Raw genomic sequence first — 18,793 nt, 5'->3', positions numbered from 1 at the left:
TCTGAGCCATGATCAAACTCTTCAGTTCAAACATCTTTGGGTTTTGAGAAAACCCTAAACTTGGCTCAGCAATCGTTGGTTACATCTTTGATTTCTCGCGGAGTAACTTGTGATGCTGATAATCTTGTTGACTATCAGTCTGACTCCACAAGCACCCACACGAATTGCTTGATTCAGTTGTTAAAGAGCGGTTGGTTAAGATCTTTCGTCTCAACCGAGGCGCGCATTCTACAGCACCCTCATTTGCTGTCAAGTGGTTATTTTCAGAAGCTTTCGAAGATTTCTTCAACAACTTCAACCACTTGCGCTTCCGATCTCTCGTTAGCGGGAGGCGAATTCTACAGCGTTACACGCTGCTGTCAACACCTCTTTTTCTCCGCTTTCGACCGAGAAGATCGAACCGTTGAAAGCGCCGTAACAATCCGGCATTTCCAACTGCTTCCAGGCCTCGATGATCTGAAGCAATCCGCTTTCGAAACCTACTTAACTCATTGAATCTCAAGGAGTTTTCCGTTTCGACTGCGCCGGAAGTGGGGCGAATTATAGAGACTCAGAATCTGCCGTCAACCCCTTATTTAAAATTTACTCAGCATTCAGCGTAATCCGCGCAAAAGTCTTTTTGCCAGCCTGACAAACGTGAGTCGAGCCCAGCGCGCACACAAAGGAGCGATCAACAACCTCACCGTCCACGCGCACACCACCGGAAGCCAGCAAATCACGAGCAGCCGCAGAGTTCTTCACCAGCCCTGCCTTATTAAGAACAGCAGCAATCGGCATATCCTCGGCAGCAGTCAGTTCGACCTCTGGCAGATCATCCGGCAACTCACCATCCTTCATACGGTTACCCGCACCGCGGTGAGCATTGGCCGCAGCCTCTTCACCGTGGAAACGCGCGACAATCTCCTCAGCCAGCTTGATCTTGATATCGCGAGGATTAGCTCCCGCCTCTACATCCGTACGGAACACGTTGATCTCATCCATCGAACGGAAGCTGAGCAATTCGAAGTAGCGCCACATCAATGCATCAGGAATCGAGACCAGCTTGCTGTACATGACACCCGGAGCTTCCTGGATACCGACGTAGTTGCCCAACGACTTGGACATCTTCTTCACACCATCCAGACCTTCAAGCAGTGGCATCGTCAGAATGCACTGAGCTTCCTGACCATAACCACGCTGAAGCTCACGCCCCATCAGCAGGTTGAACTTCTGATCGGTACCACCCAGCTCCACATCAGCGCGCAATGCTACAGAGTCATAACCCTGCACCAGCGGATAGAGAAATTCGTGGATCGCGATCGGCTGATTGGTGGTGTAGCGCTTGTCGAAGTCATCACGCTCGAGCATGCGAGCAACGGTGTACTGCGAAGTCAGACGAATAAAGTCCGCCGGCCCCATCTGATCCATCCAGGTGGAGTTGAACGCGACTTCGGTTTTCGCCGGATCAAGAATCTTGAACACCTGAGTTTTATAGGTCTCGGCATTTTCCAGAACCTGCTCACGGGTCAGCGGAGGGCGGGTGGCACTCTTGCCGCTCGGATCACCGATCATTCCGGTGAAATCACCAATAAGGAAGATCACCTGATGCCCCAGTTCCTGGAACTGGCGCAGCTTATTAATAAGCACAGTGTGACCAAGGTGCAGATCCGGCGCAGTTGGATCGAAGCCAGCCTTGATTCGTAGCGGCTGGCCACGTTTGAGCTTTTCGATCAGCTCGGACTCGACCAATAGTTCTTCCGCACCACGTTTAATCAGCGCTAGCTGCTCTTCAACCGACTTCATAACAGACCCGCAAGGCTCAGATTCAAAGGGAACCAACCATACAAGATCGCGCACCAAATACAAGTTTTGCCCGGCGCACGGACTCCAATCCACGGACAGAGCGTCCGCAGACTTGCTTCAGAGATGATTTGGTTATATTTTATACAGTTATTTCATCTTCATCATGTCATTCATCTTTTCCAATTCATCTTTTTCAAAGTCAAATTACTTATGACCACTGAACCGTCTAAAGCGCCACCGCTTTACCCGAAGACCCACCTGCTCGCCGCAAGCGGGATCGCCGCCCTTCTCAGTCTGGCGCTCCTGGTGTTTCCATCCAGTGATGTTGAAGCCAAAAAGACAACGCTGAGCCTTGAACTGGAAAGTCCTGCTGAACAACTGACACAGGATCAAGACGCCGCAGACTCGGCTCAAGCCACAAATGAGTCCGTATCCTCCCCTTTCGCACAGATCGAAAACAGCACCGAAGAAGCGCAGGAAACCGCTCAGGCCGCAACAGCACCGATGTCGGCAGCCGAAGAAAAGAAGGCTTCAAATCACAGGGAAGTGATCGTTTCCAAGGGCGATACGCTTTCTACATTGTTTGAAAAAGTCGGCCTCCCGGCCGCCGCCGTCCATGAAGTGCTGACCAGCGACAAACAAGCCAAGCAATTCAGTCAGCTTAAACATGGCCAGAAACTCGAGTTCGAATTGAATTCACAAGGCCTGCTGACCAACCTGCGCAGCAAGGTCAGCGACGTTGAAACCATCACTCTGACCAAGAACGACAAGGGTTATGTGTTCAACCGCGTCACCGCTAAACCGACTGTTCGCACCGCGTATGCGCACGGAGTGATCAACAGCTCGCTATCGCAGTCCGCCGCCCGCGCTGGCCTGTCACACAGCCTGACCATGGACATGGCCAGTGTCTTTGGCTACGACATCGACTTCGCCCAGGATATCCGCCAAGGCGACGAGTTCGATGTGATCTATGAGCAGAAAGTGGTCAATGGCAAGGCCGTTGGCAACGGCCCGATCCTGTCCGCGCGCTTCACCAACCGCGGCAAGACTTACACCGCAGTGCGTTACACCAACAAGCAGGGCAACAGCAGCTACTACACCGCCGATGGCAACAGCATGCGCAAGGCGTTCATCCGTACACCGGTAGACTTCGCCCGCATCAGCTCGAAATTCTCCATGGGCCGCAAACATCCGATCCTCAACAAGATCCGCGCCCACAAAGGCGTCGATTACGCAGCCCCACGCGGTACGCCGATCAAGGCTGCCGGCGACGGAAAAGTGCTGCTGGCCGGCCGTCGCGGCGGCTACGGCAACACCGTGATCATCCAGCACGGCAACACTTACCGTACGCTGTATGGCCACATGCAAGGCTTCGCCAAGGGCGTGAAGACCGGCGGCACTGTTAAACAGGGCCAGGTGATCGGCTACATCGGCACCACCGGCCTGTCCACCGGCCCCCACCTGCACTACGAGTTCCAGGTCAACGGTGTTCACGTCGATCCATTGGGCCAGAAGCTGCCGATGGCCGACCCGATCGCCAAATCCGAACGCGCTCGCTTCCTGGCGCAGAGCCAGCCGTTGATGGCGCGCATGGACCAGGAAAAGGCCACCATGCTGGCTTCGAGCAAACGCTAAGCCATGAGTCTGTATATCGGCGTGATGTCCGGCACCAGCCTCGACGGGCTGGACATCGCCCTGATCGAGCAATCCTCGGCGATCAACCTGATCGCCACCCACTACATTCCCATGCCAGACACCCTGCGCGCCGAGCTGCTTGGCTTGTGCGCCAGCGGCCCTGACGAAATCGCCCGCTCGGCGATTGCCCAGCAAAACTGGGTAAAGCTCGCCGCGCGGGGGATCCACACCCTCCTCGAACAGCAGCAGCTCAAGCCCGAAGCCATTCGCGCGATCGGCAGCCACGGCCAGACTATTCGCCATGAGCCGGCTCGTGGCTTTACCGTACAGATAGGCAACCCTGCCCTACTCACTGAACTGACCGGTATCACCGTCGTCAGCGACTTCCGCAGCCGTGATGTAGCCGCCGGCGGCCAGGGCGCCCCTCTGGTTCCAGCCTTTCATGAGGCGTTGTTCGAAGAGCGTACCGGCAACCGTGCGGTTCTGAATGTCGGCGGTTTCAGCAATCTCAGTCTGATCGAGCCGAACAAGCCTGTAGCCGGTTTCGACTGCGGGCCGGGGAATGTGCTGATGGATGCCTGGATTCATCAGCAACGGGGCGAAAACTACGACCGCAACGGGCAGTGGGCAGCCAGCGGCAAGGTTGAGCCTACCCTCCTGAAGGCCTTGCTCAGCGATCCGTTTTTCATGACACAAGGCCCGAAGAGCACCGGCCGCGAAGTCTTCAACCTGCCCTGGCTGGAGCAGCACCTTTCACGCCTGCCAGTGTTCCTGACGGAAAACGTGCAAGCAACGCTGCTGGAGCTCACCGCACTGACTATCGTCGGCTCCCTGCAAAGCGCCCAATCCGATACTCGGGAATTGTTGGTCTGCGGCGGCGGTGCTCACAACATCGCACTGATGAATCGCCTGGCCGGGCTACTGCCGAACACCAAAGTCGCCAGCACATCGACCCACGGCGTCGATCCGGACTGGGTCGAGGCCATGGCCTTCGCTTGGCTGGCCCATTGCTGTCTGGAAGGCATCGCCGCCAATCGCCCGAGCGTCACCGGTGCCAAAGGCCTGCGCGTACTCGGGGCCATCTACCCCCACTGACAAATCGCAGATAACAAAACGCCGCAGAACCGTGAGGTTCTGCGGCGTTTTATTGTGTTCGGCGAAGCGCGATCAGATCGAGAACGACGAGCCGCAACCACAAGTAGTAGTGGCATTCGGGTTCTTGATCACGAAACGCGAGCCTTCCAGACCTTCCTGATAATCCACCTCGGCACCCGCCAGGTACTGGAAGCTCATCGGATCGACCACCAGACTGACGCCTTCGCGCTCGACGATCGTGTCGTCCTCGGCCACATCTTCATCGAAGGTGAAACCGTACTGAAACCCTGAACAACCGCCGCCCGTAACGAATACGCGCAGCTTCAAGCGATCATTCCCCTCTTCATCGACCAGGCTCTTCACCTTGTGCGCGGCACCCTGAGTGAATTGCAAAGCCGTGGGGGTGAAGGATTCGACGCTCATGCTGACTCTCTCCCGGCGTTACGCCGCCATAATGCGTGATGACGCGCATTATCCGCTTGTCCTAGAAAATCGGTCAACTATTGTTACGGTATATCAATAAAGCTGATCAACCGACCAGAATGCGAAAAGGCCCGTTAGACGGGCCTTTTTACCAAGCAAGTTCCGTCGTTACGGCAGCATGCCCGCGTGGGACAGACCCAGACGCTCATCCAGCCCGAACAGAATGTTCATGTTCTGCACTGCCTGACCCGACGCCCCCTTGACCAGGTTGTCGATCACCGACAGCACCACTACCAGATCGCCATCCTGCGGACGGTGAACGGCAATGCGGCAGACGTTCGCACCACGCACGCTGCGGGTTTCCGGATGGCTGCCGGCCGGCATCACATCGACGAACGGCTCATTGGCATAACGTTTCTCGAACAATGCCTGCAGATCCACTGAGCGATCCACAACGGTCGCGTAAAGCGTGGAGTGAATGCCACGGATCATCGGCGTCAGGTGTGGCACGAAAGTCAGACCGACATCCTTGCCCGCCGCACGACGCAGCCCCTGACGAATTTCCGGCAGATGACGGTGACCTTTCACCGCATAGGCCTTCATGCTTTCCGACGTTTCGGAATACAGCGAGCCTACGGCAGCACCACGACCGGCACCGCTGACACCGGACTTGCAGTCGGCGATCAGGTGGGAAGCGTCGGCGATGCCCGCTTCAAGCAACGGAAGGAAGCCCAGCTGCGTCGCGGTCGGATAGCAACCCGGCACCGCGATCAGACGCGCCTTCTTGATCTGCTCGCGATTGACTTCCGGCAAGCCGTAAACCGCTTCGTCCAGCAGCTCCGGCGCACCGTGCGGCTGGCCGTACCACTTGGCCCATTCATCGGCGTCCTGCAGACGGAAGTCTGCCGACAGGTCGATGACCTTGGTGCCGGCCGCCAGCAATTCGCCGGCCAGCGCGTGGGCAACACCGTGGGGAGTGGCGAAGAACACCACGTCGCAAGCGCCCAGGGTCTTGATGTCCGGCACGCTGAATGCCAGACCATCGTAGTGGCCACGCAGGTTCGGATACATGTCAGCCACGGCCAGACCGGCCTCGGATCGGGAAGTGATGACCACCACTTCTGCCTGCGGATGCTGTGCCAACAGACGCAGCAGTTCGACACCGGTGTAACCCGTGCCGCCGACGATACCGACCTTGACCATAAACCTGCCCTCAACGAACCCACTGGAAAGCCGTCGATAATAGGGGCCGCGCGCCCCTGCGACAACCGCCAAGGTGACGTGCGGACGCTCAAGCCTCTACTATCCGGCCTACCGTGAATCAGGGAATAACCAAAAATGCTCTATCTGTGGATCAAAGCGCTTCATATCGTCAGCATCGTGTGCTGGTTTGCCGGCCTCTTCTATCTTCCTCGATTGTTCGTTTATCACGCGCAAAGTGAAGACACGATCAGCAAGGAACGCTTCAGCATCATGGAGCGCAAACTGTACCGCGGCATCATGGGCCCCGCCATGATCGCCGCGCTGATCTTCGGTGGCTGGCTGATCTACCTGAACCCGAGCATCTTCGGCAGCGGTGGCTGGATCCACGCCAAACTGACCCTGGTCGTGCTGTTGATCGGTTACCACCACATGTGCGGCGCGCAGGTAAAACGTTTTGCCCGTGGCGAGAACACCCGCAGCCATGTCTTTTATCGCTGGTTCAATGAAGTGCCGGTTCTGCTATTGCTGGCTATCGTAATTCTGGTCGTGGTCAAGCCGTTCTAACTTCAACAAATACAACTTTCCGGGGTACTTCCGATGTCGCTGCCCGCTCTGCTCGAACAACGTCTGCGTCTGCCTGTGGTGGCGGCGCCGATGTTCCTGATCTCCAATCCCGAACTGGTCCTGGCGTGCTGTCGCAACGGCGTGGTCGGCAGCTTTCCGGCGCTGAACCAGCGCGAAAGCAGCGGTTTCAAGGCCTGGCTGGAACAGATCGAAGCGGGACTGGCGACATTGGAAAACCCGGCGCCGTACGCGGTGAACCTGATCGTCCACCACAGCAACCCACGCCTGCAGGCTGACCTGAACATCTGCGTCGAGCACAAAGTCCCCATCGTCATCACCAGCCTCGGTGCCGTGAAGGAACTGGTAGACGCCGTGCACAGTTACGGTGGCCTGGTCTTCCACGACGTGACGACCCGTCGCCATGCCGAAAAAGCCGCCGAGGCCGGTGTCGATGGTTTGATCGCCGTCGCGGCCGGTGCCGGGGGGCACGCCGGGACCTGGAGTCCATTCTCGCTGATCGCCGAAATCCGCGAGTTCTTCGACAAGACCCTGTTGCTTGCAGGATGTTTGAACCATGGGCATGAGATTCTCGCCGCACAACTGCTCGGCGCGGATCTGGCCTACTTCGGCACGCGATTTATCGGCACCACTGAAAGTCACGCGCCTGACGCCTACAAGCAGATGCTGCTGACTGCCAAAGCCGCCGACATCATTCATACTCCTGCCGTATCCGGTGTACCGGCCAGTTTCATGCGCCAAAGCCTGGAGGCCGCCGGTTTCGACATGGCGTCTCTGCAAGGTAAGGGTGAAGTGAATTTCGGCGACAAGCTCAAGCCGATCAACGATGAAGCCAAGGCCTGGAAAACCGTTTGGTCGGCGGGTCAAGGCGTCGGGCAGATCGACGATCTGCCAAGCGTGGATCAACTGGTGGCGCGTCTCGATGCCGAATACCGCCAGGCCCTGGAACAAGCGGCACAGTTACCCAAACGCTGGCCACGCTGAACAAATCCGGCCAGTCGCTGCCAGAGGACTGGTCTGGCACTTACAGACTGCAATCACTCAACTTATCTCGCGACAAGGATGCCTCGGCCATGAGCGAAACCCGTTACAAGATCGTTTTCGGCGGCGCGCTCCAGCCCGGCGTCGATATCACCACGGCCAAGCTCAACCTGGCCGACCTGTTCAAAAGCGATGTCGCCGCCATCGAGCGTCTGTTCAATGGCCGCACCGTCGCGCTCAAGCGTGATCTGTCCCACAGCGATGCGCAGACCTACCTGCAAGCACTGGGCAAGACCGGAATCGATGCCCGGATCGAAGCGGAAACGCCCATCGAACTGAATCTGTCGGATGTCCACGAGCAAAGCACAGCCATTACAGAGCCCGACTCGCCTTATGCGCCCCCTCGCGCTGCGGTAGGTGAAAACCTGCCGGCATTCGCGCCGCTAAAGCCGTTCAGCGTCGAGGGCCGGATCGGCCGCCTGCGTTACCTGGCGTGGTCGATGGTGTTGAGCCTCGTCACCTTGCCGATCGTCAGCGTGTTCGCGCTGATCGGCCTGGGCCTGGTGAGCGCCGACTCGACCACAGGCTTGATCATTGGCGGTCTCTTCGCCTTCTTCCTGTTCCTGGCCTTCGCGATTGTCGGGATCCTGTTCAGCATCCAGCGCTTGCACGATATCGGCTGGTCGGGATGGCTCTGGCTGCTGACGCTGGTGCCTTTCGTGGGCAGCTTCTTCCCGCTGGTGATCATGGTCGTGCCGGGTAATACCGGCGCCAATCGCTATGGCCCACCGCCTCCGCCGAACAGCACGGCAGTCAAAGTGCTGTGCTCTCTGTGGATCGTATTTATCGGGCTGTTTTTCGTGGGTGGCATGCTGGGCGGGATTACTGCCATCCAGCAGGAATATGAAAGCAGCCTTGAAAGCAGCTACGAGAGCGGTTCGGTGACCACCGATGAAATCGATGTCGAAGTCGAACCCGCCGCGAATTCGGCAGACGATGCAGCCGAAGCTGCTCTCGCCCCTGTAGACTCTGCGAAAGAATGAACAACGCTCCCCGCCGTGACACCTGCGTCCACGGCGCGGCGCTGTTGCGATGGAGATTTGCATGACCCGTTACGCTCTGATCACCGGCGCCTCCAGCGGCATCGGCCTGGCCATGGCCGAAGCCCTGGCGCGCCGTGGCCGCAGCCTGATTCTGGTGGCCCGCCAGCGTGATCAGCTGGAAAGCATTGCGATTGAACTGACCCAACGCTTCGGCGTGGAGGTGCTGTTCCGCGCCTGTGACCTCGGTGAGCCACTGCGCCTGTCCGGCTTTCTGCTGGAGCTCGAGGAAGGCGACCGGCAGATCGATCTGCTGGTGAACTGTGCCGGCATCGGTACTTGCGGCCCGTTCCTCGCCCAGGACTGGATGACCGAACAGGACCTGATCGAAGTGAACATCCTCGCCCTCACCCGCCTCTGCCATGCCATCGGCAACAGCATGGCGTTGCAGGGTGGCGGGCAGATTCTCAATGTCGCGTCGGTGGCGGCCTTCAACCCCGGGCCCTGGATGAGCACCTACTACGCCAGCAAGGCCTACGTTCTGCACTTCTCTGAAGCACTGCGGGTGGAACTGAAAAAGTGTGCGGTCAAGGTGTCGGTGCTGTGCCCCGGCCCGACCCGCACCGCGTTCTTTCGCACTGCACAACTGAACAACGACAAGCTCAACGCCAGCAAATTGCTGATGAGTCCCGAGGAAGTCGCGCTGTACACCGTGCGCGCCCTGGAGAAAAACCGCGCGATCATCATTCCAGGACGCCGAAACCGCTGGTTCGCCTTTCTGCCACGACTCGGTTCGCGCTGGCTCAATCGCACAATTGTCGGCATGGTCAACAAGGCCTACTGCCCGCGCTGAAAAGCCCTACGGCAAAACCCTGGGCGGGCTTATCCCCGTATGAGTACACTCAGGCCAGTCCAAACAACGGAGAAAACAGCTGTGGATACTCTGTTCACCAAGATCATCAACCGGGAAATCCCGGCGAAGATCATCTACGAGGACGACCAGGTTCTGGCGTTCCACGACATCGCCCCACAGGCACCGGTGCATTTTCTGGTGATCCCGAAGAAACCGGTACGCACCCTCAACGACTTGACCGAAGACGACAAGGCACTGGCCGGGCATATCCTGTTCACCGCCCAGCGTCTGGCGCTGGAGCTGGGTTGCGAGGAAGGCTTCCGAGTGGTGATGAACTGCAATGAAATGGGCGGGCAGACTGTCTACCACATTCACATGCACGTTCTGGGTCAACGCCAGATGAACTGGCCTCCGGGCTGATCGAACCTGGAAATCGGTGGGAGCGCCCTGCTCCCACATGACCCAACGCAAACCTTCCCCGGCCGATTCGGTTAAACTGGCCGCCGAGATTCTTCCCGGAGGTCAGCATGACTACCCAACGTCACTACTCGCCTATTGATCGTCTTCTGCTGCAAGCCGATGCCGCGATGCGTACCCTGTTGCCCTTCAGCGGCCAGCCGTACCGTCCGTCGCCGGCGATCGTGCAGCCCGATGTGCAGATGAGCGATGAGGACACCCGCCATGTCGCCGGTCTGATGCGCATCAACCACACCGGTGAAGTCTGTGCCCAGGCGCTGTATCAGGGCCAGGCCCTGACCGCAAAGCTGCCTCAGGTGCGTGAGGCCATGGAGCATGCGGCCGAAGAAGAGATCGATCATTTGGTCTGGTGCGAACAGCGCATTCACCAGTTGGGCAGCCACACCAGCGTGCTCAATCCGCTGTTCTATGGCATGTCGTTCGGGATCGGCGCAGTCGCCGGGCTGATCAGCGACAAGGTCAGCCTCGGGTTTGTCGCCGCCACCGAGCATCAGGTGTGCAAGCATCTGAACGAGCATCTGGAGCAACTGCCGGCCGAGGACGAAAAGTCCCGGGCAATTCTGGAACAGATGCGTATCGATGAAGAACATCACGCGGAAAGTGCGCTTGAGGCCGGCGGCTTCCGCTTCCCGGCGCCGGTGAAGTTCGGCATGAGCCTGTTGGCCAAAGTGATGACCAAAAGTACTTATCGGATCTGAAAAACGCCCACAAAAAAGGCGACTGCCGCAAAGCAGTCGCCTTTTTTTGTGCCCGGACTTCTTAGCTTGGCATATTGCGCGCGTAGAAGATTTCCAGCATTTCGTGTTTCACACGCTCGGTCACCTGAGCGCGCTGCTCGGAAGACAGGTTGCTGGTGGCATCGCCGAACAGGTAGTTGTCCAGTTCGAAGTTCTTCAGCAGCATTTTGGTGTGGAACAGGTTTTCCTGATACACGTTCACGTCGGTCATCTGATACGCGTCGCGAGTGTCATCGGAAAGGTAGTTCTGGATCGAGTTGATCTCGTGGTCGATGAAGTGTTTGTTGCCTTCAACGTCACGGGTGAAGCCGCGCACACGGTAATCCACGGTCACGATGTCCGAATCGAACTGGTGAATGAGGAAGTTAAGCGCTTTAAGCGGTGAAATGACACCACAGGTCGACACGTCGATGTCCACACGGAAGGTCGCAATACCGGCATCCGGATGGATTTCCGGGTAGGTGTGCACCGTGATGTGGCTCTTGTCGAGGTGGGCCAGGATGATTTCGGGCAACGGGCCCGGAGACTCTTCGATCTGGCTTTCGGTCGGGGTCACCGGCTCTTCCGAGATCAGAATCGTGACGCTGGCACCCTGAGGCTCATAGTTCTGACTCGCAATGTTCAGAATGTTGGCACCAATGATTTCGACAACTTCCGTGAGGATCTGCGTCAGGCGTTCGGCGTTGTACTCTTGATTGATGTACTCGACGTAAGCCTGCTGGTCTTGCGGGGTTTCCGCGTAGCAGATGTCATAGATGTTGAAGCTCAAGGTCTTTGTCAGGTTATTGAACCCGTGGAGCTTGAGTTTGCTTTTCACCGTTAAAAACTCTCTATGTATGCGGCACAGCCGCGTGATCAAGCATGCCCGTCAAGTGCGAACAACGCACCTGCGTAGGACGGTTAACACCTCTTCGCGATGGCGATTTTGGTTATCTGTTCAGGCGGATGACCCGTCGTTTGACTGATCACGGCCCTGAAAAAAGTGGCGCATTATGCAGACGTCAGCGGGGGATCGCCAGAGTCTGCACTGCTTTTATGATAGTTGAATGTCGCTTCAACCGAGTTCGACGATTTCGTAGTCGTGGGTAATCGCTACACCGGCGGCGCCGAGCATGATCGAGGCCGAGCAATACTTCTCGGCAGACAGTTCGATGGCACGTTTGACCTGGGCTTCTTTCAGACCACGGCCCTTGACCACGAAATGCATGTGGATCTTGGTGAACACCTTCGGATCTTCGGTCGCGCGTTCGGCTTCCAGAAACGCTTCGCAACTTTCAACGGCCTGCCGAGACTTCTTCAGAATGCTGACCACGTCGAAATTGCTGCAACCGCCAACGCCCAGCAGAAGCATCTCCATCGGGCGCACACCCAGATTGCGACCACCGGCGTCGGGCGGACCGTCCATGACCACGACATGACCGCTGCCGGATTCGCCGAGGAACATGGCTTCGCCAGCCCATTGGATGCGTGCCTTCATCGCCAAGACTCCACTGTAGAAAAAAGGGTCGCCAGCTTAGCACAGGGCCGCGCCCGGACAGCGAGCAGGTTCCTAGGACGAATGCACCTTGAGCGTAGGTGATTTCTCGAAATTTCGACGAAGTGTCTGGTAAGCTGGCGCCAATTCACTGGCGCCTTCGCCAGTCTGTGTAGCGACCGCCTCAGCGCCTCATATAAAAACCAAATATAACCGTGCAGTCTTTTCGGGATACAACCATGGTTGGTATTACCCCCACACCCAAAATCAAGAACCTCGACAAGCTGCTGATGCATTGCCAGCGCCGGCGTCACGCGGCCAAGAGCAATATCATCTGCGCCGGGGATCGCTCCGACACGCTGTACTTCATCATCCGCGGCTCGGTCACGATCCTGATCGAGGACGACGACGGCCGCGAGATGATCATCGCGTACCTGAATGCCGGAGACTTCTTCGGCGAGCTGGGTCTGTTCGAAGAAGCCGGGCAGGAACAGCAGCGCAGCGCCTGGGTGCGGGCCAAGGTAGAGTGCGAAGTCGCAGAAATCAGCTACGCCAAGTTCCGCGAACTGTCGCAACAGGATCCAGACATTCTTTACGTCCTCAGCGGACAAATCGCACAACGTCTGCGCAACACCACCCGCAAGGTCGGCGACCTGGCGTTCTTCGACGTCACCGGCCGTGTCGCTCGCTGCCTGCTGGAACTGTGCAAACAACCGGACGCCATGACTCACCCGGACGGCATGCAGATCAAAGTGACCCGTCAGGAAATCGGCCGGATTGTCGGTTGTTCGCGAGAGATGGTCGGTCGCGTGCTCAAGGATCTTGAAGAACGCAACCTGGTCGATGTGAAAGGCAAGACCATGGTGGTCTTCGGCACCCGCTGAGTTCTCAATCGCAGCCGGCGTAGATCTGCGCCAGCATCAAACGAAAGCGTTCATCGAGGCGTGCCAGTGCATGGGGCGCCGGGAATTTTTCGTGCAGAGCGATGTGGCTGGCGGCACGTACCCGTTGCTCCAGACCGCACGCCTCGTTGAAACGGTTGACCGCCGCCACCATCGACTCACGCTCGTCATCCAGCAGCATTGCCCCGTGAACCAGGCCCACCGGACGCTGACCGCCCTGACTCTGGCGCCAGCGCTGGGCGGTACCGACCATCTTGCGACCGTCGAGATTGACGTTGAAGCGACCGTCGCAGAACGCACCGTCGATTTCACCCAACGACGAAGTGCCACCCAACTCATCCAGTAACTCACAGATTGGATCACACAGACGCCGGTAACCGGTTTCGATGCGGTTCAGATCACCTTCGCTGCGAGGCGGCGCGTAGACCAGTGCAATATTGATGGTCGAAGCCGATTGCGGAACAGGTTCACCACCGGTTTCACGCAACAACACCGGCCAACCGGCCGCGGCGGAGACTTCGCAGGCGTGATCGAAACCGGGCAAGCGGTTCAAACGACGGGGCATGACCAAGGCGCGATCACTGGGTTGCCAGAACAGCAGGCCGAACTCGGAGTCGCCAGCGCAGACCGAGGCCAGTAAATCCTGCTCGGCTTGCAGGCCGGCTTCGATGGTCAGGGACGTGGGGATCATAAGGTTTCCATAGGACGTTGAGCCTGAGGTGAATCTTATGCCGCCTTCGCGGGCAAGCCCGCTCCCACAGGGGAACGGGCGCCTGCGAAGACTCGATCAGTCGAGGGTCGAACCGCTCACCGGTACGCCGCGCTCAGGGAAGAACAGACGCTGCAGTTCGATGCCCGGGCTTTCGGCGCGCATGAATGCTTCGCCGACCAGGAACGCATAAACGTCGCTGATTTCCATCAGCTCGACATCGGCACGGTTGAGGATCCCGCTCTCGGTGATGACCAGACGATCGCGGGGAATGCGCGGCAGCAGGTCGAGGGTGGTTTCCAGGCTGACGTCGAAGGTGTGCAGATTGCGGTTGTTGACCCCGACCAGCGGCGTGTCGAGGGTTTTCAACGCGCGCTCCAGCTCATCGCCGTCGTGCACTTCCACCAGCACATCGAGACCGACGCCTTTGGCCACCGAAGCCAGCTCGGCCATTTTCACGTCATCCAAAGCGGAGACGATCAACAGCACACAATCGGCGCCCAGGGCACGGGCTTCGACGATCTGGTATGGATCGATCATGAAGTCCTTGCGGATCACCGGCAGCGAGCACGCCGCGCGGGCCTGTTGCAGGTAGGCATCGGCGCCCTGGAAATAGTCGATATCGGTCAGCACCGACAGGCAGGTTGCCCCACCCTTCTCGTAGCTTTTGGCGATGTCGGCAGGAACGAAGTGCTCGCGGATCACGCCCTTGCTCGGCGACGCCTTCTTGATCTCGGCGATCACTGCCGGTTGTTTCTTCTTGGCCTGCGCCAGCAATGCCTGGGCAAAACCACGGGGTGCATCGGCCGCCTTGGCCAGACTTTCCAGCTCGCTCAGGCTCACACGGGCGCTACGCTCGGCGACTTCCTGAACCTTGCGGGCCAGAATGTTTTCCAGAACCGTCGGTACACTCATCCCTCATTCTCCACTTTGAATACCGCGGTAAAGGCACCCAACTCCTCGAGCTTTTCCCGAGCAAGACCGGTGTGCAGAGCGTCGTGGGCCAATGCCACGCCCTCTTTCAGACTTGTCGCCAGGTCAGCGGCGTACAGCGCCGCACCGGCATTGAGCACGATCATTTCGGCAGCCTTCTGGCCGTTCTCGGTCTTGCGCTTGCCCAATGCATCGCGGATCAGCGCCAGCGACGCTTCCGGCCCCTCGACCGACAGACCGTGCAGGCTCTGGCTCTTCATGCCCAGATCTTCCGGCTCGACCCAATACTCGGTGATCTGATCGTCCTTCAGCTCGGCGACAAAGGTCGGCGCCGCCAGACTGAATTCGTCCAGACCGTCCTTCGAATGCACCACCAGCACGTGTTTGCTGCCCAGACGCTGCAAGACTTCAGCCAATGGCCGGCACAGTGCTGGAGTAAATACGCCCACCACCTGATGCTTCACACCGGCCGGATTCGTAAGCGGGCCGAGCATGTTGAACAGGGTGCGCAGGCCGAGATCGCGACGCGGGCCGGCGGCGTACTTCATGGCTTTGTGGTGAGTCTGGGCAAACATGAAACCGATGCCGACGTTGTCGATGCAGCGCGCCACCTGAACCGGGGTCAGGTTGAGGTAGATGCCGGCGGCTTCCAGCAAGTCGGCACTGCCGCTCTTGCCCGATACCGCGCGGTTACCGTGCTTGGCCACGGTGCAGCCAGCCGCAGCGACCACAAAGGAAGACGCGGTCGACACGTTGAAAATGTTCGCCCCGTCACCGCCGGTGCCGACCACATCGACCACGCCGTCGAGGGTCTTGAGTTCGACCTTGTCCGCCAGTTCGCGCATCACCGACACGGCGCCGACAATTTCGTCGATGCTCTCGCTCTTCATGCGCATGGCCATCATGAACGCGCCGATCTGCGCGTCCGTGCATTGGCCGGTCATGATTTCGCGCATCACGTCGCGCATTTCATCGGTGCTGAGGTCGAGGTGATCGACGATACGGCTCAGGGCTGTCTTGATATTCATGAAAAGTCCTTAGCGCGTGCCGCCGGTTTGTTTGAGGAAGTTGGCGAACAGTTCATGGCCCTGCTCGGTGAGGATCGATTCCGGGTGGAACTGTACGCCCTCGATGTTCAGGGTCTTGTGACGCAGGCCCATGATTTCGTCGACCGAGCCGTCATCGTGCTGAGTCCACGCGGTCAGCTCCAGGCAATCGGGCAACGTTGCGTGTTTAACGATCAGGGAATGATAGCGGGTGACGGTCAGCGGGCGGTTCAGACCGGCAAACACGCCCTTGTCCTCGTGGAATACCGGGCTAGTCTTACCGTGCATCACTTGGCGGGCGCGAACGACATCGCCGCCAAAAGCCTGGCCGATGGACTGGTGACCGAGGCAGACACCGAGAATCGGCAGTTTACCGGCGAAGTGTTTGATGGCTTCGATGGAGATGCCGGCTTCGGTCGGTGTGCACGGGCCCGGGGAAACCACGATCCGCTCAGGGTTGAGCGCTTCGATTTCGGCGATGGTCAGTTCGTCGTTGCGCACCACCTTGACCTCGGCACCCAGCTCGCCGAGGTATTGCACAACGTTGTAAGTAAAGGAGTCGTAGTTGTCGATCATCAGCAACATGGCGTTTCGAACCTCTTGAATTCTGACTTGAAGACAGCCTTCGGATGACTTGCCAGGGCGCAGCACACGGTCGGACGCGCAGGTCACAACGGCACAGCGGCATTTCAAACGGGCAAGGAAGGCAAAGCGATACAGATCCGGCGGGGCCGGCAGAAAAGATTCAGGCGCGCCAACGCCAGCGGGCGTGTGCCTTGATGACTTGATCCAGAAGTTTGCTGGTGATCAACACGGGGAAGGTCTCGTTCATACGTTTCGGCACAGTAACTTAGCTGGGCGGAGCGTGCAATATGGCCGGGGCCGTGGGGGATAAAACAATGGGAGGGTTGACGACCGATGGCAAAACGCCGGAAGTTTTTGGTACTGTCGTTTCGTTCACTACAACAATAAATAAACGGACTTGCTCATGATCAAACAGACGTTGTTTGTACCGCTCGCCGGATGCCTGCTCGCGATGGCCTGCGCCCAGGCGAACGCCGCACCCAATCCTTATTCGAATTTCGTGGTCTTCGGCGACAGCCTCAGCGATGCCGGAACCTTTACCGACAGCGGTGGCCCGGCCGGCGCCACCCAGCGCTACACCAACCGTACCGGCCCGGTCTATCTGGACGGCAGCGGTGAACTGCGCTCGTTGAACTCGACACAACTGCTCGGCGGCCGTCTCGGCTTCACCCCTGATCAAACTGCCTCTTCGTCCTCTGCGGTACGAGCCGGCCAAGGCCAGCCGGACGGTAACAACTGGGCCGTAGGCGGCTACCGCACCGACCAGATTCTCGACTCGATCACCAGCCAGTCCGCCACCGGCGAACGCACCCGGGCCGGCTATCTGCCGTCGAACGGTTTGCGCGCCGACCCGAATGCCCTGTATTACCTGACCGGGGGCGGCAACGACTTCCTCCAGGGGCGCGTCACCAGCCTGGCCCAGGCCAACGCCGCCGCTGACCGACTGGTCGACAGCGTACAGACACTGCAAGGTGCCGGCGCCCGTTACATCATGGTCTGGCTGTTGCCGGACATCGGCCTGACCCCGGCCATCAACGGCTCGCCGCTACAAGCCTTCACCTCGCAACTCAGCGCCCAGTTCAACACCGAACTGGTCAGCCAGTTGCAAAGCGTCAATGCCAACGTCATCCCGCTGAACGTCCCGGTTCTGCTCAAAGAGGCATTCGCCAATCCGGCGCAGTTCGGTCTGGCAACCGACCAGAACCTGGTCGGCACCTGCTTCAGCGGCAGCGGTTGCACCGAGAACGCCCGGTACGGGATCAACAGCGCCACCCCGGACCCGACCAAGCTGATCTACAACGACGCCGTCCACCCGACCGAAGCCGGGCAGCGCCTGATTGCCGATTACGCTTACTCGCTGCTGGCCGCACCATGGGAAGCGACCCTGCTGCCGCAAATGGCCCAAGGCACCTTGCGCTCGCATCAGGATGAACTGCGCAACCAGTGGCTGGCGGATTGGGAAAACTGGCAAGCCGTTGGCCAATGGCGGGCGATTGTCGCCGGCGGTGGCCAGCATCAGGACTTCGACAGCCAGCGCAGCGGCGCCAGCGCCGACGGTAACGGTTACAACCTCAACATCGGCGGCAGCTACCGACTCAACGACGCTTGGCGCGTGGGCGTGGCGGCCGGTTTCTACAATCAGAAGCTCGAGGCCGGCGACAACGACTCGGACTACAAGCTGAACACTTATCTGGGCACTGCGTTCGCCCAGTACCAGCAGAACCGCTGGTGGGGTGACGCCGCCTTGACCGCCGGGCATCTGGATTACGACAGCCTCAAACGCAAATTCCAGCTGGGGGTCAACGAACGCGGCGAGAAAGGCGATACCGACGGCTATGTTCTGGCGTTCAGCGGACGCGTGGGTTACGACATTGCGCCAGAAGCGAGCAGTCCATGGCACCTGTCGCCGTTCGTCAGCGCCGACTTCGCCAAGGTTGAAGTCGATGGTTACTCGGAAAACGGTGCCGACTCCACTGCACTGACATTCGATGACCAGTCGCGCATCTCCCGCCGTCTCGGCCTCGGGATCCAGGGCAAGTACCAGATCACCTCGCAGACTCAGGTGTTCGGCGAACTGGCCCATGAGCGCGAGTACAACGACGACACCCAGCATGTGACGATGAACCTCAACAGTCTGCCGAACAACCGCTACACCCTGGCCGGCTACACCCCGCAGACCAACCTCAACCGCCTGAACCTGGGCGTGAGCCACAACCTCACCAAGGATCTGGCCTTGCGCGCCAGCTACGACATCCGCAAGGATGACGACTTCACCCAGCAAGGGATCAACGTCGGCGTAGCGCTCGACTTCTGATTCGCAGGCCATAAAAAAAAGC

19 protein-coding genes are annotated in these 18,793 nt (G+C 58.8%); 10 read left to right on the top strand and 9 right to left on the bottom strand.

All coding sequences use genetic code 11. The features are described from left to right. Positions 1-582: 582 nt before the first annotated feature. Positions 583-1,782: a tyrosine--tRNA ligase gene (gene tyrS / locus L6D81_RS10445; RefSeq protein ID WP_236178979.1), complete on the bottom strand. Its 1,200-nt coding sequence runs from the start codon at positions 1,780-1,782 to the stop codon at positions 583-585. A gap of 210 nt (positions 1,783-1,992) precedes the next feature. Between tyrS and L6D81_RS10440 the strand changes: the two genes are divergently transcribed. Next, on the top strand, positions 1,993-3,417 hold the full coding sequence (locus tag L6D81_RS10440) for a peptidoglycan DD-metalloendopeptidase family protein (protein ID WP_236178978.1): 1,425 nt from the start codon (positions 1,993-1,995) through the stop codon (positions 3,415-3,417). 3 nt (positions 3,418-3,420) lie between these two features. After that, on the top strand, positions 3,421-4,512 hold the full coding sequence (locus L6D81_RS10435; protein WP_236178977.1) for an anhydro-N-acetylmuramic acid kinase: 1,092 nt from the start codon (positions 3,421-3,423) through the stop codon (positions 4,510-4,512). A gap of 72 nt (positions 4,513-4,584) precedes the next feature. Here L6D81_RS10435 and erpA read toward each other — a convergent pair whose 3' ends face one another. Then, entirely contained in the window at positions 4,585-4,935 is a 351-nt protein-coding gene (gene erpA / locus L6D81_RS10430) for an iron-sulfur cluster insertion protein ErpA (protein ID WP_003228776.1), read from the bottom strand. A gap of 168 nt (positions 4,936-5,103) precedes the next feature. Further along, positions 5,104-6,138 (bottom strand): N-acetyl-gamma-glutamyl-phosphate reductase, encoded by a 1,035-nt coding sequence (argC, locus tag L6D81_RS10425; protein WP_064599800.1) that lies wholly within the window; start codon positions 6,136-6,138, stop codon positions 5,104-5,106. Positions 6,139-6,273: 135 nt separating this feature from the next. On the opposite strand from argC, the gene hemJ reads away from it, so the two are divergent. The 6 genes from hemJ (at position 6,274) to coq7 (ending at position 10,769) form a co-directional block, all read left to right on the top strand. Further along, positions 6,274-6,702 (top strand): protoporphyrinogen oxidase HemJ, encoded by a 429-nt coding sequence (hemJ, locus tag L6D81_RS10420; RefSeq protein WP_236178976.1) that lies wholly within the window; start codon positions 6,274-6,276, stop codon positions 6,700-6,702. A 33-nt stretch (positions 6,703-6,735) separates the two neighbouring features. Beyond that, positions 6,736-7,704 (top strand): NAD(P)H-dependent flavin oxidoreductase, encoded by a 969-nt coding sequence (locus L6D81_RS10415; RefSeq protein WP_236178975.1) that lies wholly within the window; start codon positions 6,736-6,738, stop codon positions 7,702-7,704. An 89-nt stretch (positions 7,705-7,793) separates the two neighbouring features. Then, positions 7,794-8,744, top strand: coding sequence for a DUF805 domain-containing protein (locus tag L6D81_RS10410; protein WP_236178974.1), 951 nt, complete (start codon positions 7,794-7,796; stop codon positions 8,742-8,744). Positions 8,745-8,805: 61 nt separating this feature from the next. After that, the gene (locus tag L6D81_RS10405) at positions 8,806-9,594 is read left to right on the top strand and encodes an SDR family NAD(P)-dependent oxidoreductase (protein WP_007956321.1); all 789 of its coding nucleotides are present in this window, start codon (positions 8,806-8,808) and stop codon (positions 9,592-9,594) included. Between the two features lie 81 nt (positions 9,595-9,675). Continuing rightward, positions 9,676-10,014: a histidine triad nucleotide-binding protein gene (locus L6D81_RS10400; RefSeq protein ID WP_007956318.1), complete on the top strand. Its 339-nt coding sequence runs from the start codon at positions 9,676-9,678 to the stop codon at positions 10,012-10,014. 107 nt (positions 10,015-10,121) lie between these two features. Further along, positions 10,122-10,769 (top strand): 2-polyprenyl-3-methyl-6-methoxy-1,4-benzoquinone monooxygenase, encoded by a 648-nt coding sequence (gene coq7, locus L6D81_RS10395; RefSeq protein ID WP_007956317.1) that lies wholly within the window; start codon positions 10,122-10,124, stop codon positions 10,767-10,769. Between the two features lie 61 nt (positions 10,770-10,830). Here coq7 and speD read toward each other — a convergent pair whose 3' ends face one another. Both speD and L6D81_RS10385 read right to left on the bottom strand, forming a co-directional pair. Continuing rightward, positions 10,831-11,625, bottom strand: a complete 795-nt coding sequence (gene speD / locus L6D81_RS10390) for an adenosylmethionine decarboxylase (protein WP_085609101.1) — start codon at positions 11,623-11,625, stop codon at positions 10,831-10,833. A gap of 237 nt (positions 11,626-11,862) precedes the next feature. Further along, positions 11,863-12,285, bottom strand: a complete 423-nt coding sequence (locus L6D81_RS10385) for an OsmC family protein (RefSeq protein WP_003228794.1) — start codon at positions 12,283-12,285, stop codon at positions 11,863-11,865. 236 nt (positions 12,286-12,521) lie between these two features. Between L6D81_RS10385 and crp the strand changes: the two genes are divergently transcribed. Then, entirely contained in the window at positions 12,522-13,166 is a 645-nt protein-coding gene (crp, locus tag L6D81_RS10380) for a cAMP-activated global transcriptional regulator CRP (RefSeq protein WP_011336190.1), read from the top strand. A 4-nt stretch (positions 13,167-13,170) separates the two neighbouring features. Here crp and L6D81_RS10375 read toward each other — a convergent pair whose 3' ends face one another. The 4 genes from L6D81_RS10375 to L6D81_RS10360 all read right to left on the bottom strand — a co-directional run bounded on the left by L6D81_RS10375 (position 13,171) and on the right by L6D81_RS10360 (position 16,457). Further along, a complete protein-coding gene (locus L6D81_RS10375) occupies positions 13,171-13,875 on the bottom strand; it encodes a lipoate--protein ligase family protein (RefSeq protein ID WP_236178973.1) in 705 nt (234 codons plus the stop codon). Between the two features lie 96 nt (positions 13,876-13,971). Next, positions 13,972-14,808: an indole-3-glycerol phosphate synthase TrpC gene (gene trpC, locus L6D81_RS10370; RefSeq protein ID WP_236178972.1), complete on the bottom strand. Its 837-nt coding sequence runs from the start codon at positions 14,806-14,808 to the stop codon at positions 13,972-13,974. Then, positions 14,805-15,854 (bottom strand): anthranilate phosphoribosyltransferase, encoded by a 1,050-nt coding sequence (gene trpD, locus L6D81_RS10365; RefSeq protein ID WP_039768098.1) that lies wholly within the window; start codon positions 15,852-15,854, stop codon positions 14,805-14,807. The genes trpC and trpD overlap by 4 nt, the downstream gene beginning before the upstream one ends. Before the next feature lie 9 nt (positions 15,855-15,863). Beyond that, positions 15,864-16,457, bottom strand: coding sequence for an aminodeoxychorismate/anthranilate synthase component II (locus L6D81_RS10360; protein ID WP_236178971.1), 594 nt, complete (start codon positions 16,455-16,457; stop codon positions 15,864-15,866). Between the two features lie 403 nt (positions 16,458-16,860). Between L6D81_RS10360 and estP the strand changes: the two genes are divergently transcribed. Then, positions 16,861-18,771, top strand: a complete 1,911-nt coding sequence (estP, locus tag L6D81_RS10355; protein WP_236178970.1) for an esterase EstP — start codon at positions 16,861-16,863, stop codon at positions 18,769-18,771. The last annotated feature ends 22 nt before the right edge of the window (positions 18,772-18,793 follow it).

The organism is Pseudomonas sputi (assembly GCF_021603585.1).
In the GTDB taxonomy this organism is placed as follows: domain Bacteria; phylum Pseudomonadota; class Gammaproteobacteria; order Pseudomonadales; family Pseudomonadaceae; genus Aquipseudomonas; species Aquipseudomonas sputi.
Note: the sequence above shows the minus strand (reverse complement) of the source record. Positions and strands in the feature narration are given on the sequence as shown.

Coding starts and splice junctions, on each gene's coding strand:
- tyrS (WP_236178979.1), bottom strand. CDS start 1,782: ATGAAGTCGGTTGAAGAGCAGCTAGCGCTGATTAAACGTGGTGCGGAA.
- L6D81_RS10440 (WP_236178978.1), top strand. CDS start 1,993: ATGACCACTGAACCGTCTAAAGCGCCACCGCTTTACCCGAAGACCCAC.
- L6D81_RS10435 (WP_236178977.1), top strand. CDS start 3,421: ATGAGTCTGTATATCGGCGTGATGTCCGGCACCAGCCTCGACGGGCTG.
- erpA (WP_003228776.1), bottom strand. CDS start 4,935: ATGAGCGTCGAATCCTTCACCCCCACGGCTTTGCAATTCACTCAGGGT.
- argC (WP_064599800.1), bottom strand. CDS start 6,138: ATGGTCAAGGTCGGTATCGTCGGCGGCACGGGTTACACCGGTGTCGAA.
- hemJ (WP_236178976.1), top strand. CDS start 6,274: ATGCTCTATCTGTGGATCAAAGCGCTTCATATCGTCAGCATCGTGTGC.
- L6D81_RS10415 (WP_236178975.1), top strand. CDS start 6,736: ATGTCGCTGCCCGCTCTGCTCGAACAACGTCTGCGTCTGCCTGTGGTG.
- L6D81_RS10410 (WP_236178974.1), top strand. CDS start 7,794: ATGAGCGAAACCCGTTACAAGATCGTTTTCGGCGGCGCGCTCCAGCCC.
- L6D81_RS10405 (WP_007956321.1), top strand. CDS start 8,806: ATGACCCGTTACGCTCTGATCACCGGCGCCTCCAGCGGCATCGGCCTG.
- coq7 (WP_007956317.1), top strand. CDS start 10,122: ATGACTACCCAACGTCACTACTCGCCTATTGATCGTCTTCTGCTGCAA.
- L6D81_RS10385 (WP_003228794.1), bottom strand. CDS start 12,285: ATGAAGGCACGCATCCAATGGGCTGGCGAAGCCATGTTCCTCGGCGAA.
- crp (WP_011336190.1), top strand. CDS start 12,522: ATGGTTGGTATTACCCCCACACCCAAAATCAAGAACCTCGACAAGCTG.
- L6D81_RS10375 (WP_236178973.1), bottom strand. CDS start 13,875: ATGATCCCCACGTCCCTGACCATCGAAGCCGGCCTGCAAGCCGAGCAG.
- trpC (WP_236178972.1), bottom strand. CDS start 14,808: ATGAGTGTACCGACGGTTCTGGAAAACATTCTGGCCCGCAAGGTTCAG.
- trpD (WP_039768098.1), bottom strand. CDS start 15,854: ATGAATATCAAGACAGCCCTGAGCCGTATCGTCGATCACCTCGACCTC.
- L6D81_RS10360 (WP_236178971.1), bottom strand. CDS start 16,457: ATGTTGCTGATGATCGACAACTACGACTCCTTTACTTACAACGTTGTG.
- estP (WP_236178970.1), top strand. CDS start 16,861: ATGATCAAACAGACGTTGTTTGTACCGCTCGCCGGATGCCTGCTCGCG.